The sequence below is a fragment of the Terriglobales bacterium genome (assembly GCA_035567895.1).
GTDB lineage: Bacteria > Acidobacteriota > Terriglobia > Terriglobales > Acidobacteriaceae > Gp1-AA112.
This window is the reverse complement of record DATMPC010000058.1, coordinates 288565-303889: the sequence shown is the minus strand read 5'-3', so window position 1 is coordinate 303889 and position 15325 is coordinate 288565. Positions and strand designations below refer to the sequence as shown.

The 15325-nt window shown below is 52.3% G+C and carries 16 protein-coding genes; 9 read left to right on the top strand and 7 right to left on the bottom strand.

The annotated features are described in order from the left end of the window. Positions 1–6 precede the first annotated feature (6 nt). The 6 genes from VNX88_12345 to VNX88_12320 form a co-directional block, all read right to left on the bottom strand. On the bottom strand, positions 7–2031 hold the full coding sequence (locus VNX88_12345; GenBank protein HWY69451.1) for a type IV secretion system DNA-binding domain-containing protein: 2025 nt from the start codon (positions 2029–2031) through the stop codon (positions 7–9). A 7-nt stretch (positions 2032–2038) separates the two neighbouring features. Further along, positions 2039–2344: a hypothetical protein gene (locus VNX88_12340; GenBank protein ID HWY69450.1), complete on the bottom strand. Its 306-nt coding sequence runs from the start codon at positions 2342–2344 to the stop codon at positions 2039–2041. A gap of 170 nt (positions 2345–2514) precedes the next feature. Continuing rightward, on the bottom strand, positions 2515–3567 hold the full coding sequence (locus VNX88_12335; protein ID HWY69449.1) for a hypothetical protein: 1053 nt from the start codon (positions 3565–3567) through the stop codon (positions 2515–2517). Then, on the bottom strand, positions 3564–4403 hold the full coding sequence (locus tag VNX88_12330; protein HWY69448.1) for a hypothetical protein: 840 nt from the start codon (positions 4401–4403) through the stop codon (positions 3564–3566). Before VNX88_12330 ends, VNX88_12335 begins: the two co-directional genes overlap by 4 nt. Before the next feature lie 2 nt (positions 4404–4405). Then, positions 4406–4699, bottom strand: coding sequence for a hypothetical protein (locus VNX88_12325; protein HWY69447.1), 294 nt, complete (start codon positions 4697–4699; stop codon positions 4406–4408). Positions 4700–5351: 652 nt separating this feature from the next. Then, positions 5352–5738, bottom strand: coding sequence for a tautomerase family protein (locus VNX88_12320; GenBank protein ID HWY69446.1), 387 nt, complete (start codon positions 5736–5738; stop codon positions 5352–5354). A gap of 132 nt (positions 5739–5870) precedes the next feature. On the opposite strand from VNX88_12320, the gene VNX88_12315 reads away from it, so the two are divergent. Beyond that, complete coding sequence (locus VNX88_12315; protein ID HWY69445.1) at positions 5871–6857, top strand: GlxA family transcriptional regulator; 987 nt, start codon at positions 5871–5873, stop codon at positions 6855–6857. A gap of 916 nt (positions 6858–7773) precedes the next feature. Here VNX88_12315 and VNX88_12310 read toward each other — a convergent pair. Next, the gene (locus VNX88_12310; protein ID HWY69444.1) at positions 7774–8025 is read right to left on the bottom strand and encodes a helix-turn-helix domain-containing protein; all 252 of its coding nucleotides are present in this window, start codon (positions 8023–8025) and stop codon (positions 7774–7776) included. Positions 8026–9268: 1243 nt separating this feature from the next. Here VNX88_12310 and VNX88_12305 point away from each other — a divergent pair. The 8 genes from VNX88_12305 (at position 9269) to VNX88_12270 (ending at position 15324) form a co-directional block, all read left to right on the top strand. Further along, complete coding sequence (locus VNX88_12305; protein ID HWY69443.1) at positions 9269–9595, top strand: hypothetical protein; 327 nt, start codon at positions 9269–9271, stop codon at positions 9593–9595. Further along, entirely contained in the window at positions 9592–9912 is a 321-nt protein-coding gene (locus VNX88_12300; protein ID HWY69442.1) for a helix-turn-helix transcriptional regulator, read from the top strand. The genes VNX88_12305 and VNX88_12300 overlap by 4 nt, the downstream gene beginning before the upstream one ends. A 255-nt stretch (positions 9913–10167) precedes the next feature. Beyond that, positions 10168–10440 (top strand): hypothetical protein, encoded by a 273-nt coding sequence (locus tag VNX88_12295; GenBank protein ID HWY69441.1) that lies wholly within the window; start codon positions 10168–10170, stop codon positions 10438–10440. A 37-nt stretch (positions 10441–10477) separates the two neighbouring features. Further along, positions 10478–10708, top strand: coding sequence for a hypothetical protein (locus tag VNX88_12290; protein ID HWY69440.1), 231 nt, complete (start codon positions 10478–10480; stop codon positions 10706–10708). A gap of 827 nt (positions 10709–11535) precedes the next feature. Further along, complete coding sequence (locus VNX88_12285; protein ID HWY69439.1) at positions 11536–11811, top strand: TrbC/VirB2 family protein; 276 nt, start codon at positions 11536–11538, stop codon at positions 11809–11811. 15 nt (positions 11812–11826) lie between these two features. Then, a complete protein-coding gene (locus tag VNX88_12280; protein ID HWY69438.1) occupies positions 11827–12126 on the top strand; it encodes a VirB3 family type IV secretion system protein in 300 nt (99 codons plus the stop codon). Beyond that, positions 12119–14569, top strand: a complete 2451-nt coding sequence (locus VNX88_12275) for a DUF87 domain-containing protein (protein ID HWY69437.1) — start codon at positions 12119–12121, stop codon at positions 14567–14569. Before VNX88_12280 ends, VNX88_12275 begins: the two co-directional genes overlap by 8 nt. Next, positions 14566–15324, top strand: coding sequence for a TrbG/VirB9 family P-type conjugative transfer protein (locus VNX88_12270; GenBank protein ID HWY69436.1), 759 nt, complete (start codon positions 14566–14568; stop codon positions 15322–15324). Before VNX88_12275 ends, VNX88_12270 begins: the two co-directional genes overlap by 4 nt. Position 15325: the final 1 nt, after the last annotated feature.

Below are 15325 nucleotides of genomic sequence, written 5' to 3'. Positions count from 1 at the left end.
CCACTCTCATAGAAGGCACTGTGTGATCTGATCGAAATAGGAGATGTTGGGATCGAGGTAGAACGGCTTCAGATAGCAAATTGTTGCCGGCCTAGGATTCAGGCCGTCATAGGGAATCACAACTGCCTGGGCGTTGGCCAACTCTGAGAGAAACTTCTGGCTAAATCGATAATCCTGGCGCGTGCTGTAACTCTTCGAGGCGCTAATGCTGCCTCGGTCCGATACGGTCTTTGCCGTCAACAGACTCAGCTTAGAGTTCTGGCCTGATTCGGAGATGTTGTACGTCACGAAGGGCTTGTCTTCTCGGCCACACAAATCGCTGGCCATGCGCGTTGAGAAGTCGTCGGAGAGTGCCAAGAATATCTTCGTACGGAAAGTCTGGAGGAGCGTTCTGTAGCTGTCTCCCGAGAGCGTGGATTTCAGCGAACTGATACTTTGTGTGGCCACAATGGGAATACATTTTGATTGGCGTGACAAACTGAAGAACTTTTCGTCCCCAATCGGGTCGCTCTCCCCGACCGTGGCAAAGGTTTGGTACTCATCACACATGAAGAAGATCTGCCGGAAATAATTCTGTTTGTTACGCTCAATTTCGGGAATGCGGACCAAAGCGGCGCGCTGAAAGTCCAGTTTCAACATCGTGCCGAGAATTCGCGCTAGGCCCGCGTTGAGCGAGATCGGGAAATTCAGAGCGCATATTTTGCCTTGTTCAATCAGCCAACTGAACGATGGTAGCGGTTTGCCGTAGGGATAACGACCGTTTTGATCGGGGGCGTTCAATGCCGGATCGTATGTCTGTTTCGGCGGACAGAAGACCCGTTTAACCGCTGGGTTGATATCGAAAAGCGAAAGGAAAATAGATACGCCTTCGACAATCGAGCTGCGCAGTTTTCTTTCCAGTCCCATCCAATCATCGAAATACCAGCGCTGAACCGCTTCCAATTGCTGCCGCTTAATGTGGTCCACCTGAGAAGGGGCGTCGGCGGGAATTCGTTGGTATTCGAGTTTAGATTCTTGTTTTCTGAGCAGGTCGTCGAGTCTTGCCGAAGACGGGGCCTTGTACAGCTCGTGCTGCTCGTCGTACGTAAATCCGAACTCCGAGAACGAATCGGCAAACTTCTCGGTGCCATAGACCTTGGGTGTGACGCAGACATACTCGCACGCCTCGAATTTGGTTTTTCCTTCCTCAATTCTTTTTTCGAGCTTCGCGGGTGAGATTGCGCATTCGTAAACGTCAAAGAATGTGACGTAGTCGTACAGCACCTTGTGAAGCACGATGATGTGCTGGAGCATGTTGGTGTATGCCTGCTGCCAAAATGGCTCTTTGCCTCGTCCATACAAATTGTTCAGCAGTGCGGCCACGCTGTAGGCAAGGGCGGATGAATCCAGATTGTTATGGAGCGGGTTGTAACGGTATTCCGAATCCAACCCGACTTCTATGTAGTCTTCCTCGCGGCCATTAAGGCTCGCAATTTCGCGGATTTGGTGGCAGAAATCACCTTTTACTTCCAAAACCAGACCGCCGATGCGCTTTGCCGCATCGTCCGCTTTATATGCGATTAACTGTTCCGCGAAAGGCCGCATGCAGCAGCTCGTCTTTCCTGTCCCGATGGCACCGAAGATTCCGATGCCGGTAAACAATCCCTTTTCTGGAATCGTTAGCCACTGGGGATTGTTGCCACGAACGATCTTGGTGGGATGATGCACCTCTCCGACAACGAGGAACAGATCGTCTCGGGATTCTGGATTCGGATACGGCGGCAACGGATTTGTCTTCGTCTTCTGTTTCCGCCCGAAACTCAAAACGTAGAGCCCCGAGAAGCCCGCGGAATAAGCGAAGAACGGAGTCGTAAAGAGAAACAAGATGTAGCTCCGGTCGAAAATTGAGAAAACGAGCGGGTCTCTGAGAGCAATGTATTGGAGATAGACATTGGCCTCGGGAAATGGATATGCGAAGAAAAGAATCGTCCCGGTCAATCCCGCAAAGACAAAGCTCAGAAACGTTTGCGAATTCGCAATTCTTTCCAGCATGACGGCCTCACTTCTTCAACGCAGAAATTTGAGCGCCTTTGTCCTGCATGGGGGTTGCGGCATTCTCCGTGCCGTTGTTGGGAATCCGCTTGCGCGGACCGCGCCGGGGATGGGCATCATTCTTGTGAGCCTCATACCACGGCTTGAATTCGGCGTCGCTCTGAAATAGGAATTTCAACGCTCCAGATACCACCTGGTCATTGGTGGCACCGCTGTACCGGCAGTAGGCCCGCAACCTGTCCTGTACATCGCTTTCGATTGAAGCCTTGATCTGGTTCTTAGGCTGTTTGCGTTCAACCTCAATAATTGGCATAAAAATTCTCCTTTTCAATTCATTTGCGGTACTGCGGGGAGCGACCTCCGAAGCCGGCCACGGACACGCTGCAGGGTGCGGCGTGTGGGGTCGCTCCCCGCAGTACCTTTGCACTTGACGTTGTTTGTTTCCGGGCCGTCATGCTGGTCAGTTCCTTTCTCCTTAGCTCCTTAGAACGAATGCTCGGGTGCAGCCGTGGGTGCATCTGAGGGTGCAGCCGCTCCGACATCAGAAGCGCTTGGCTGCACCCTGTGCGGGACTACCAAATAGGTCTCAAACTGCTGGCTTCGGTCACCTGTGGAATGGACCGACTCTTTTCCAACAAGCTTTCCGATTTTCTTCCAGAGCTCGTATTGGCTGTTGTACTCCGGGTCCCGGTAGCGCTTCAGTCCGCGCTGCCACTCAATGACATCTTTGTGGGCCAACTCCTTGAACCGCTTTTCTTCGGCCATTCGTTTCAGCCAGAAGAATCTCGCGAGTTCTTGTCTTTCTCGTCCGTGCCGTTCCGGCGACAACGTCTCAGCGAACGTTTTCCTGGCGTACATAAAGCTCTGTGTGGAATTAGAGACAAAGATCAGCCTGAAGTCGTCTTTCAGAGCCTCAAACAACGGACGATATCGCTGGACGAATGAGCTGAACGTTTGAAGAGAGCGAAGTTGGTCTTCGATGTAGGTGAAATTCGCTATTGGCACGTCAGTCCTCCCTGACAGAAAGATCGGAAATCTTTCTACGAAGTAATGGCGTGTTTCCGATCCGCCCTTTCCGGGGAAAACTTTCGCTGGCAATGAATCTGCGCTAATGCCTTTTTCCACGGTCAAGTACTCAACTTTGTCGGCTTCTTCTTCGAGATAAACGTGATCCAAATTCCCTAACACAAAATCGAGGCTCAAAAGCCTGGGCGCTGCCTTGTCCAATAACCCGTATCGTCCGGTCTTTCGGTTGCGCGAATTCTCTTTTCCGATTAGGGAATATAGATTGCGCGAGAAAAGGTGATAGGTCTTCTGAGTACCGCGATCGGGTTCGTGTTCTCGAACGTCCTGTCTCTGAATGGCTTTCTTGATGAAATCCGTGACCGGTCCCCGGCCAGCAATACCCAAATATTGCGAGAACTGTCTCTGGAGGAAAAAGCCGGAATGGACAGCGACGATGTAGAGAAACTCGGCCTCCCGTTCGGTATATCCGAGCTGTTTTAGAGATTCGAGATACACGGGTGCAAGGCTCATAAAGACATCACCTCGCCGATTAGGTCTTCTCCTCGTTCTGCTGCTTTGCCGCGATAGTCCTGGTTGTAAAGCTTGAAACCTGCGGCGGTCTTGGCGGCGATTTGGCGGGCTTTGTAGTGGCCGGTTACGCATTCCAAATCAACTTTGGATTGTTCTTGCTCCCTCGATTCATATTCAATGCGGAGATCTGGAATCTGGATTTTGCCTTCCACGATCTTCAGGCCGTGGGCATCGGCAATCTCCTGCCGTCTGCGTTCGTATTCTGCGGGAGACAAGTCTTGAAGTTTTGAGACTTGGCGATTGATACTCTTTTTCAATTCAAAGTCGAGCACAACTCGCTTTGGAGTGCCGCCTGATTTCCCAATATGCTGCGCTTCCTTCTGGTAAAGCTCATAGATGGCGGCGTCATGCCGTAATTCCCGTTTCTTAACGATTTCTGAATAGACTGCCTGGGCCTGGCTTGGACGGAGGTGTACTTCGGTGACGGCTTTGCCAGTTCGAGTGAGTGAGACGTAGCGGCTTTTTCCTGCCGAATCTGGGTGGATTTCTACGAGACGTTGGTCTGTGAGATTGCGGAGGTCTCTTCGGAAGTGCTCTTTATCGCCGTGATAAACGTGCTTCTGCAGGGATTCGGCTGTGATTGTGCGGAAAGCTCCAACATCGCGTAGCACGGCTGACTGTGGAGAATTCAAGTGATATTCGCGTCCACGCAGCTCATAGGCAGTCCGAGTTTCCTCGGACGGGCGGTTGTCGTGGGTCGGTTGCGGAACCCGGTTTTCGCCTTCCCTGGGTGCTCGATCGGCCTTCAACTCATCGTCATCGCGTGAGCGATCCATGTTTATTCCTCAGACCGTTCACGGATTTCAGCGGAGAGATCGTCCTCGCCGATTCTGAGTTGTTTGTCTACGTAAACCAGCTTCTGGCCTGTGTGTTTGAGGAAGAACCGGCGCGCTAAGAGAAAGAAACTCGCGAACAGGTTGCCAAAGAGCAGGACCGCATACAAAGCGATTGCCCATCCGTAATCGTGGAAGATCGGTTGCCGGTAAGGAATCAGGAATTTCAGGCGATCCATCAGGACAAAACAGAACGCCATAAAGAGAACCAGCGCGAGAAGTAGTGCATTGGCGATCATTGCTGCGCCTCTCGATACTGAGACGTAGCAATGTGTCTGCCCGATTCGGGGCAGTTGAAAGGAACTAATGGTATTGAAATTATTGAATGGCTGGCAGGCGAGTCGCGCCGAAATACTACAACTCGTCTCATAAAACACGCCGCTGGAAGATTAACAGGTGTAATGGCGACGCTTCATCAACTACCCCACGGTTTCCAGGATTCGCCGACGATTCAGACGAAAAGTGACGCAAGCGAGTGACGAACGCAACGGTGCTGCAAAGTCGGCGCAATACTGGCCACGACGGGCGCCGAAGAAAGCGAGATTAGTGACCCTGTGACATGGAGTTCCCTCCGCCGCTCACGCCGCTGATAGGCGAATGAGTGGCTTAATCGTGCCGCCATTTTCGCTGTCTTTGGCAGCCTGTTTGATTTGATCGAGGCTGTAAAACTTCGTCAGTTCCTTGAACGGGAAGGGTCATTGCGCGTTGGGTTCGATGAGATGCGGAATAAAAACGTCGGGAACGCTCTCACCCTCAACTCGCTGAGTGCGACTCCGGCTTCGCCTTCCTTCAAGATCGCAACGATCTGTGACTCGGTAAACCTCGACTTCCTCACGACATCCCCCGGACCGGGAGAATCTATTTACTTACCTGTATCCGAGCCGGGGGAGCCTACGATTTCGATACGGCAATACCGCTACCGAGAGACCAGTCTTCCAAACCAGAGGTCATGGAGAGACGGACCATGACATCGTCACGCGCAATTCCCGGCGAGGCAGCTAGTTTGTCCGAAAGACGCGCCAGTAAGGCCTCCTTTTCGCCCCGACGCCGCGCGTCTGACTCGATGTTAATGATCACGAAATTTTCCGAGCGAGACCCTTTAATCCCGAAGTTACGAGCGTAGATCAGATCGCCCGGCTCAAGTTGCTCTATGATCTGGAACGTTTCCTCCTTCTGCTGCACATAAGCCTCGATGAGCGCCTCGTAAATGCTGTCCGACATCTTCTTGATATAGTCGGGCGACTTCCCCTTAATCATCGTCACGCGAACCAGTGGCATGAGAATCCTCCTTAATTGCTGCTCGTCGGTTTTGAGACGGTAGTAACGTCTCTCTCAAATCGACGTTTATATTGATGTGTTAGAGCACTTGGTAGCAACGACACATTTCCCTTAAAATCTGCCAAGCTTCCCATGCGAGCATCATCCTCTCGTCGAATCGTTTTCACCGCCTACGACGGAGTCTCGTTGCTCGATCTCTCTGGTCCGCTGGAAGCGTTCACCGTCGCGACTGATTTCGCCCTCAAAGAACAGCGCACAACTTACGAATGCATTGCTTTGTCTGCGCGTGGCGGACGCGTCAAGACTGCAAATGGCGTTGAACTGAATACAAAATCAGCGCGCAGCGTCTCGGGCAAGACCATCGATACGTTAATTGTCCTTGGCGCGCTTCGTGTGGAGGATGTCACTCGCGATCGCGCTCTTGTTCAATGGGTCAGGAAAACTGCACCTGCCTGCAGGCGGATCTGCTCGGTTTGTGTCGGTAGTTTCTTGTTGGCTGCCGCAGGAATCCTCGATGGACGGCGAGCGGCGACGCACTGGATGCATGCGTCACTGCTGGCCAGTCGTCATCCTAAAGTAACCGTAGAGCCAGATGCCATCTACGTTCACGATCGCAAGGTGTGGAGTTCGGCGGGCAGTAGTGCCGGCATTGATCTGGCGTTGGCTCTGATCGAGCAGGACGCGGGACACGAGGTCGCGATCAAGGTGGCACGGATTCTTGTGGTTTATCTCAAGCGTGCGGGCGGCCAGTCGCAATACAGCGCTTTGCTCGATGCCCAGGCGCACTCTGACTCAGACCAGTTCAACGAGCTTGAACAATGGATCGCAGAACACCTGAGAAGCGATCTTCGCGTCGAGGCGCTGGCCGATCGCTTACACATGAGTCCGCGCAACTTCGCGCGAGTTTACATGCAGACACGTGGCCGAACGCCGGCGAAGGCCATAGAAGCAATTCGCCTGGATACAGCACGTCGGCGGCTTGAAGAGACAACAGACCGTATCGAAACCATTGCCGAAGGTTGCGGCTTCAGCGGCGAAGAGCAAATGCGCTTGGCTTTCGTTAGAAGCTTGGGCATTTCTCCGCGCGAGTACCGAAAGCGTTTCGCATCGGCCTCATGACTGGGACACATCGAGGATAGTTACTATAAAGTTCTGGATCGTCGCCAAGCCGGAAGGAATCCAGACGGACAGCGGGCGATCAGTACCGGCAAGTCGGCAAGTATTTACAAAACGAGCGTCGAATCACGCTTTTCGAAGTCGGTCGCTTTATGAGACAGCTTCTATGCGAGTTGGGATTGAGGGGAAGCGATATTGCTTCTCAGTAGGCCGGGCCGAAATCAGGCTGGATGACGCCAGTGACCGTCTCCACATGCCGGTGCCAGCCTGGTCGCCGACTCTCCGAACTTCTTCCATTCCTCGTTGCTTATCAGGGTTGATCGCACGATTTCCAGGTTACGACAACCCTCAATTGACCAAAGATTCCTCTTCACATGTTTGGACAATCGATGATTTAGCCACGGGCTCAGTGTGATTCTGTCGATACAAGAAAGCGGAATAGGAATATCAATGCTCTTCACCTTTTCGCGTGATTCGTAAATTATTCGAAACTCCTTCTCATGCTCAAACGGATAACGCTTCCAAAATGGAAGGTCGCGAATCGTCAGTCTCGTGCGTCGCATTGCGGTCAGCGTTAAGTACTTGACGACCCCGCTTCGAATGCCCGTTTGTTTTGCGACTGCATCAAGGAGTTGGTCACGCTTAAAAGTGATGCAGACGCCGCTTGACCCATTCGCGAATACTCGCCAGTGGTGGTAGGTTTCGCTGGTTCGCGTGAAACAGAGGGCCAAAACGGACTGGAATCCATTCTTTTCTTGATAGAGCTTAAGAAAGTGCGAATCATTCTTGTCGTCCCAGGTTTCTGGATCTAAGAGTGTGATTCGCTGTTCGCTCAGGAGGCAGATGAGGGCGGGGATATTCGTATAACGCCGAAGACAGTTTTTTGACGTAGTCAAAGTAGGTCCCCAGGAGAATGAGGTTATGTCCCGTGCTTCAAAACGTTTCCCTTACCGCTTAGGTTTCTCTCGCGTTCTGCCCGCTCCAGTTCTCCTCTGATCCACTCCGCAAGTTCGGAGGGCCAAAATCTGATTGCTCCCTTGACGTGAAAGCATGGAATCAGGCCAGCCGCTGCCATCTTGTAGATGTGCTGTGGCGTCACCCCAAGAATTCTTGCCACCTCAGAAACTTTCAGAGCCTCGTTCCGCTTTTCCAGCATTTCGATGAGTTTCATGATCGCCAAGCTTTTGAAGAGCCCGTTCGCTCATTGCAAAAGCACCTCCAATGCAAAGGTTCTGTTTTGAAGACACTCGTACCTCAATAGAAAGACGAGTATTTAGACACCATTTGAAATTGATAGTCGTGTGGGTGGTCTAGCGGCCCAGGACGGAGTTCCGCGGGCAGACAAATCCAAACCCGGCAGCCTGTAAAGAGTTGCGCTTGTGTTCATATAAGTGCCCAACCGGTATCACTCGCGGCTGGATACCTATTACAGACCTGGGAGTCTGAACTTCGGGCACTTGCTGGTATAGGTACGAAAGAATCGTTCCAGCAGATTGGGTGCAGGAACTGCCATCGATTCGAGTTCTACTTCGGGAAGCAAGGTCGGAATTACGACGGTAACCTGCCGAGGTCGCCGGAACTCCGACGGTTTCCTAATAACGAAAAGGCAAATCCTAGTCTCGCTCACGGCGCGAGCCCCTCTTTGCAATTCCGTCGAGTCCGCGAACAACGTCGTCATGGGAGCTCCGAATGTTCGGCAAATGCGAAGGAGAGTCCGCAAGGCGATAGGCTTTTTGGCTTTAACCTTTGCCCATTTCGTAGGATTTCGACTAATTCACTTGCGAGGTCGTCCCGTCCTTTGGGGCTTATACGTTTCCACTTCACGACGATTTAGAAGCACCTTGCCCCCGATCTCCAATGTGCGGAAACGTCCCTTCTGGATTAGCCGCCCGATCGCTTGTGGAGAGACGCCACGGATACGAGCCGCTTCGGACTGTGAGACCCAATCTTCTGCGTTAATCGCCTTCTTAGAGAAAGTGGTTGAATGTTTCAACCCATTTCGTTTATGCTTGGGCATGGACGTTTCGCACTATCCTCCCTGGGAAGTGTGACGCTGTTCCGGTTGAAGCAATTTCAGCTCGTGTTCCAAGGGGACGGGTCGGTGCCATCAACACCGACGCGCCCCTGATCACCATTACCTCTCTGGGAGGCAACGATGGCTGCAATAGAAAGTAATCGGTTCGTCTCCTTGGCGCAACCTGACCGCTATTTTCCCGTTTTGCACCACTTCTGCTGTAGTTTACGCAGAAACCATCCGCCGTAGTCTTCTACGAAATCGACTCGCCAACGGTACAGCCATCGGGCAAAGGTTGAGATGTGTGTCTCGAATCGTCTCAACCAGCTAGCGCCGACGGTGCTGCTTCTGCGGTTTGAATCACGAAAACACCCGACTGCGGGGAGAACAGGAGTGCGTGATGAGAAACAAAGTCAAAGTGGTTCGGGTCGGCAATACGGAAATAAAACCCATATCGGCTCGCGAGCACAAACGCCTGGAAAAGAGAATCGCGGCCCGGCACGAAAAGCTGCGAAAGAAATATCCGGAGATCCACGGAAAAGTAATCGATTGGATCAGCCACGGTGTTGAGGAGAACTCCCTGTACGTCAATGTGCGATTCAAGGACAAGACGCAATTCTCCTTGAGCTTCATTCCTGAGATAACAACTCACTACGTCGATCTGTCGGACATTAGCACTGGCGATTTCAAGATGATTCGCGAGTATTACAGTCGGCGGGACCTATGACCAAACGTGAGAGGGCGAACGCGCACGCTCGACTGTTCGGCAAGGCTGTGCTGACAATGCGAAAGGAATTACGGCTGAGCACTGAGGAACTGGCCGAACTATCGGGGATACCGCTGATTCTTTTGGGCCGGATCGAGACTGGTACTGCCGGGGGCGACGAATGGGGGTTGCGCGAAATCTGTGCGCTTGCCCGCGTTCTTGATGTCACGGTAGAGAAACTCACGGACAGGTGGGAGCGATACATCGAAGAAGCTGGGGAGGCATGGTGGAAACCGGTATGGCGAGACAAAGTCAGAAAAGATACAGGCCGAAATTGAACGAGGACACCTTCACAGACGGGATTAAGGGCAAAGTGCTCCAATCCGTAAGCATTTCCAATGAACTGGACTGCCGTTACATCTCGCTAGAGTTCGAAGACAAAACCGAACTGACGATCTCGTTGGATACGCGCCTCACCGGAAAACTAGAGCTTTTCGATTGCAGGACAGGCGATCAAAGACTCATGAAGAGAGTCGGGCTGATGCCTGACGACGTTCCGTCGTGGCGTCCCGCAGAGAAAGGAAGATGAACCCGTGGCACTTAAGCGAAAACGCAAGTATTTGAGCGCTCATCGGGGCTGTCCGGGAGGTCCAAAGTGCCGACATTGCACTTGGGACACTGTGCACATTAGCGTCGATGGCCCGCACGCGAAATATATAAAGGGCCATCGTGGACAGTATCGAGGAGATATCGACAGCGCAATCGATGATTTTCTCACCACTCTGAAGCTTGATGCTCGTCAGCTTTTGCGCGAGTGCGCAAAGATTACGCCCGTTCTGGCGCAGTTCCATTTGGATTTCAGTTAGACACGATAAGTCGTTCAAGCGGGTTAGGAGGCGTGCCGTGCCGCACAAGATCGTCGAAGTCGAGGGAGTAGCAGGTAAAACAGTTCAGAGAATCACAGTCACCAACGAATTCAACTTTCGCGATATCACTGTCCGTTTTTCCGACCACACAGCAATTCATTTTTCCATTCGTCCCCGAATTGATATAGAACCGCAAATACTGGATTGGAAGACTGGAAATGGCGAAATCGTGCGCGAGTACGACGTGATCTACCAGCATGACAAGTGACGAGCAAGGAGCGGCAGAACTGTGGGATACAGAATTGTGAGAGCAAAAGGTGAGGGCACGGAATACCCCGACCTGAGAGGCAAAGTCATCAAGCAGGTAAGATTCGTCAATGACGAAAACTGCACCGCCCTTAATTTGGAATTCGAGGACAACACACTAGCGAGTTTTCGCTTGAATGCCAAGATAGCTTTGTCCCTACCGCCTGAAATCGCCAGATTGAAGGACGGAGACCTCGTCAAATGGAAGAAGCTGAAAGCACAACCCGCCACCCTGAAATTCCGTGAGAGGAACGATTAGCCATGCGCGTTGGTCATTTAGTGCCAACCCCTGGCGGAAACGATTGCGATTTCTGTACGTCTGGTCCTGTTTTCAAGCTCTATGAGTGCTCCAATTTCGTTTTCAACAATTTGCCAATCTTCCAGAAAGATTTCGGAGTGTGGGCAGCCTGTGCGAGATGTGCTGAACTGGTTGATTCCGAGAACTGGACGGATCTAACAAAACGGGCCGTGCGCAAGTTCGCAAAGCGGCATGGACCAATTCCGAGGTATGAGGCGGTCCGCCTGCGCGAGCAGCTTCAGCAAGTTCACCAACTCTTCCGAGAACACAGAACGAAGCCGTCGATAAATTAGTCGAAGCATCTCGCCATAGTTCACGCGTCCGTCTGGCTCAAAGGCTCCCTCCTTGGCCGTGAGTTCCTGAATCCCAAAGTGGCACTTTCAACATCTTCAATCCTTTTCAACAGCGTGGCGTAGAGCCGCATTTCGCCTGCGCGGAAGTATCTATGAGCAGCTTTGGAGCGTCTGACGTGTTTGAAACGCCCAGTAACGATGCGCGTTTCGTGGATGTGCAAAATGAAAATGCTTTTCTCACTTGTTCTGTTACAAAGCGGCAGTAGTCCGTGGGAGTCGGCAGTTCAGCAGCTTCAAACAGCGTTCACGGGAACAATTGCCAAGGGACTGAGCCTGGTTGCGATCGTAGTAGGGGGTCTGATGTTCGCCTTTGGTGAAGGTGGCAATAAACGAGTGTTCGCTGGAATCGTCTTCGGCGTTGGCATGGCAATAGCAGCGGTGAACTTTCTTAGCTGGCTTTTTCCGGGGTCTTAGTGGTGAGGAACCGTTATGGAACTCGAACGGAGAATGAATCTCGTTTACAAGGCTCTCAATAAGCCACTGACCATCCTGGGAGCAGAGCGGAAGCTGTTCTTCGTCGCACTGATCATGGGCGCGGCGACGTTCAATCTGTTCGGCAGCCTCTTCGGTGGACTGCTGATCTTCGGCAGTTTGTTTTTGATGGCGCAATGGGCCACGCGGACGGACCCGCAGATTCTGCGAATTCTGCTCAACTCCAGCAAGTTTCGCCGTGAGTACGATCCGGCGAAGTACGGCGAGCAGAGCGTGCAGGTGATCGACCATGCTTAGGTTGTCGAAGATCGTCAAGAACTACAGAGAGACGGGCGCTCTCAGTGAGAATGTCAGCGTCTACGGCTTTCTTGACGATCACGTGTTTCTGACCAAGGCCGGCGATCTCGGGTTGGTGCTGAACGTCGAGGGCGTCGATTACGAGTGCCTGGACCACAAGCACACTGACGGTTTGGCGAAGCGTTTGGAATCAGCCCTGCGGCTGCTTGGGACGCAATTTCGCGTTTATCAATTCTTGTTTAAGTCCAGACACGAACAAATTCCTCACGGCAGCTACAGCAATCCGGTTGTAAAGCAAGCGATTGACGATCGCGCAGCCTACTTCGACAAGAAGTCGGCAGAGCTGTATTCGCTGCGCATTTGTTACGTGATTTTGTGCGAAGGATTCCGGTATCAGGCCAGATTGGGCAGAACCCTCCAGAACCTTGCTTCCGAACCGAAACAGGCGGTCGAGGAGCTCAAAGGGTATCTGAGCAGCAAGAAGCAGACAGTTCTTATCGCGGATGCGATCGAAAAGCAGCATCGCGCGCTGCTCCATCAGATCCGCAGCTTCGTTCTGCAGGTCAGCGATTTCGTGAAGATCGCGCTGTGTGAGAAGCAGGCCGCGTTCACAGTGCTTAAACAACTGCTGAACTTCTCTCCCGTAAAAACTGAACGTGCGCGGCTGAAGTACGACACGCACGTCGATTACTACCTCGCGGATTCTGCTCTTGAATGCTATCCGGGACACCTTCTGATTGACGACTACTACGTGAAAGTCCTCACGCTGAAAGAGCCTACCGCCCAAAGCTGGCCTCTGATTCTCCGACAATTGTTTGAGGTCGGGGCCAGCTACCACGTCGTTACCGAGTGGAAACCTCGGGACAATACAGCCTCGCGCAAGCGCATTCAGTCGATGCGCCGCCACTTTCATAACAGCAAGACTTCGTTGTTCAGCCAACTGAAGGCAGACAACTCAACGAATCCTGGTGATTTGCTAGTGGACGATTCGAAGGAATCGCTGGTGCGCAACCTTGGTGAGTGCCTGAAGGAGATTGAACTGAACGGGAACTACTTCGGTGAGTTTTCTTTGTCGGTCGTGGTCTATGACCGGAACCTAGCCGCAGTGGAGAAAGCCTGCTCTGAGTTCTACAAAGTGTTCTCTATGCACGATGGTCTGCTGTTCGAGGAGCGGTACAACCTGCTCAACGCGTTCTTTGCGACCATACCCGGCAACCGGCACTTCAATCTGCGCTATCTCTGGCTGCTGAATACCAACTATGCCGATTATTCATTCCTGTTCACACTGCACACGGGAGAGCGTCGGAACAAGCATCTGGACTCAGAATACTTGGCCGTCCTCGAAACCAACTATGGGACGCCGTACTTTCTCAATCTGCACTATCAGGACACGGCACACTCGATTGTGCTGGGCCGCACGGGATCGGGAAAATCGTTCTTCCTGAACTTCCTCATTACGAACCTGCAGAAATATTCTCCGTACACGTTCATTTTTGATCTGGGCGGAAGTTTTCGGGGTATTACCCAGCTCTTCGGTGGCGCGTATCTCAAGGTGAGTGCCGACCGCTCGGCCTTCACGGTTAATCCGTTCTCGCTGGAACCAACGCGGGAAAACCTGAATTTCCTCTTTGCGCTGGTCAGAGTCCTGGCAGAAGGTCGCGGTCTGAATCCTCTGACTCAGGCTGAAGAAAAAGACCTGTACGCGCAGATTCAGAACCTGTATGAGCTTCCTCCGAATCTGCGCACGTTGGGCGTTCTTGCTAACACATTGCAGAAATCGACTGCCAATAAGCTGGAAAAGTGGGTCAGTGGCGGCCAATACGGGCAAGTCTTCGACAACGAGAAGGACACGCTCACGCTCTCCCGTTTCCAGTGCTTCGACTTTGAAGGCATGGATCGCTACCCCGAATTGATTGAGCCGTTGCTGTTCTACATCCTGCATCGGGCCAATGCGTCGATTTATGACCCGGACGCAACTACTACGTTCAAAACTTTCTTCATTGATGAAGCATGGCGCTTCTTCAGCCATCCGACGATTCGCAATTACATCGTCGAGGCATTGAAAACGTGGCGCAAGAAGAATGCCGCGATGATCCTGTCCACGCAATCTCTTGACGAGTTGGACAAGTCGGACATCGTGAACGTGGTCATCGAAAGCTGCGCGACCAAGATTTTCCTCGCAAATCCGGACATGGATCGCGAGTGGTACCGGAACACCTTCCATCTGAACGACAACGAAATCGAGATGATCTCGACCCTCGTCCCCAAGCGGCAGGCCCTCGTAAAGCGGCCTGATCTTACAAAGGTCGTGAATCTCGAAGTCGATGAAAAGAGCTACTGGCTCTATACAAGCGATCCGAACGACAGCTTCAAGCGGGAGCAGGCATTCCGCGAGCACGGCTTTGACAAAGGTTTGGAAGTCCTGACAAGGAGTTCGCTATGAAAGCAAGATTCGCAATTGTCTTCGTCGCGTTGCTGGCGGTGGTCTCTGCCGCTGCCCAGAATCGCGAAGCTCGCACCGTCAAGTACTCAGCCAAGGACATCGTTTTGATCAATGCGAAGCTGCGGTACACAACCCTGGTCGTTCTGCCTCAGAACGAAAAGATCCTCGATTTCGTCACCGGAGATAAGGATTTCTGGGTCGTCGAGGGGACGCAAAACTTCTGCTACATCAAGCCCGCCAAGCAAGGCAGCAGCACAAACGTGACGCTGATCACGGCGGCGGGTAATGTGTACTCGCTTCTGGTGAGAGAGGTAGGAGAAGCGAATGAACCTGACTTCAAGGTTTTCATCGAGCCCAACGACCAATCCCTCCTGCAGGCCATGAATGCGCCACCGAAGTTTGTCTCGTCCAGCGAAGTGGAAGGATTGCGGGCGCAGGCAGTGCTGGCAACTTCCCTGGCCGAGAGGGGGAAAGAATCATTCCAGGCGGAATACCCGATTAAAAACCTGAAGTTTGACTACATTTTCGAGAAGAACAAGAAACCGTTCATGGTTTCGGCCATTTATCACGATGACAAGTTCACCTACATCAGGTCGTCTGCCGAGGAAAAGCCGACGCTGTACGAGGTGAAAGATGGATCGCCCAATCTCATCAATTTTGATTTGAAAGACGGCGTTTACGTAGTACCCAAAATCCTCGACTCAGGATATTTGGTCATCGGCAAACACAGACTGGATTTCAAAAAACAGGGGTGAT

Coding starts and splice junctions, on each gene's coding strand:
- VNX88_12345 (HWY69451.1), bottom strand. CDS start 2,031: ATGCTGGAAAGAATTGCGAATTCGCAAACGTTTCTGAGCTTTGTCTTT.
- VNX88_12340 (HWY69450.1), bottom strand. CDS start 2,344: ATGCCAATTATTGAGGTTGAACGCAAACAGCCTAAGAACCAGATCAAG.
- VNX88_12335 (HWY69449.1), bottom strand. CDS start 3,567: ATGAGCCTTGCACCCGTGTATCTCGAATCTCTAAAACAGCTCGGATAT.
- VNX88_12330 (HWY69448.1), bottom strand. CDS start 4,403: ATGGATCGCTCACGCGATGACGATGAGTTGAAGGCCGATCGAGCACCC.
- VNX88_12325 (HWY69447.1), bottom strand. CDS start 4,699: ATGATCGCCAATGCACTACTTCTCGCGCTGGTTCTCTTTATGGCGTTC.
- VNX88_12320 (HWY69446.1), bottom strand. CDS start 5,738: ATGCCACTGGTTCGCGTGACGATGATTAAGGGGAAGTCGCCCGACTAT.
- VNX88_12315 (HWY69445.1), top strand. CDS start 5,871: ATGCGAGCATCATCCTCTCGTCGAATCGTTTTCACCGCCTACGACGGA.
- VNX88_12310 (HWY69444.1), bottom strand. CDS start 8,025: ATGAAACTCATCGAAATGCTGGAAAAGCGGAACGAGGCTCTGAAAGTT.
- VNX88_12305 (HWY69443.1), top strand. CDS start 9,269: ATGAGAAACAAAGTCAAAGTGGTTCGGGTCGGCAATACGGAAATAAAA.
- VNX88_12300 (HWY69442.1), top strand. CDS start 9,592: ATGACCAAACGTGAGAGGGCGAACGCGCACGCTCGACTGTTCGGCAAG.
- VNX88_12285 (HWY69439.1), top strand. CDS start 11,536: ATGCGCGTTTCGTGGATGTGCAAAATGAAAATGCTTTTCTCACTTGTT.
- VNX88_12280 (HWY69438.1), top strand. CDS start 11,827: ATGGAACTCGAACGGAGAATGAATCTCGTTTACAAGGCTCTCAATAAG.
- VNX88_12275 (HWY69437.1), top strand. CDS start 12,119: ATGCTTAGGTTGTCGAAGATCGTCAAGAACTACAGAGAGACGGGCGCT.
- VNX88_12270 (HWY69436.1), top strand. CDS start 14,566: ATGAAAGCAAGATTCGCAATTGTCTTCGTCGCGTTGCTGGCGGTGGTC.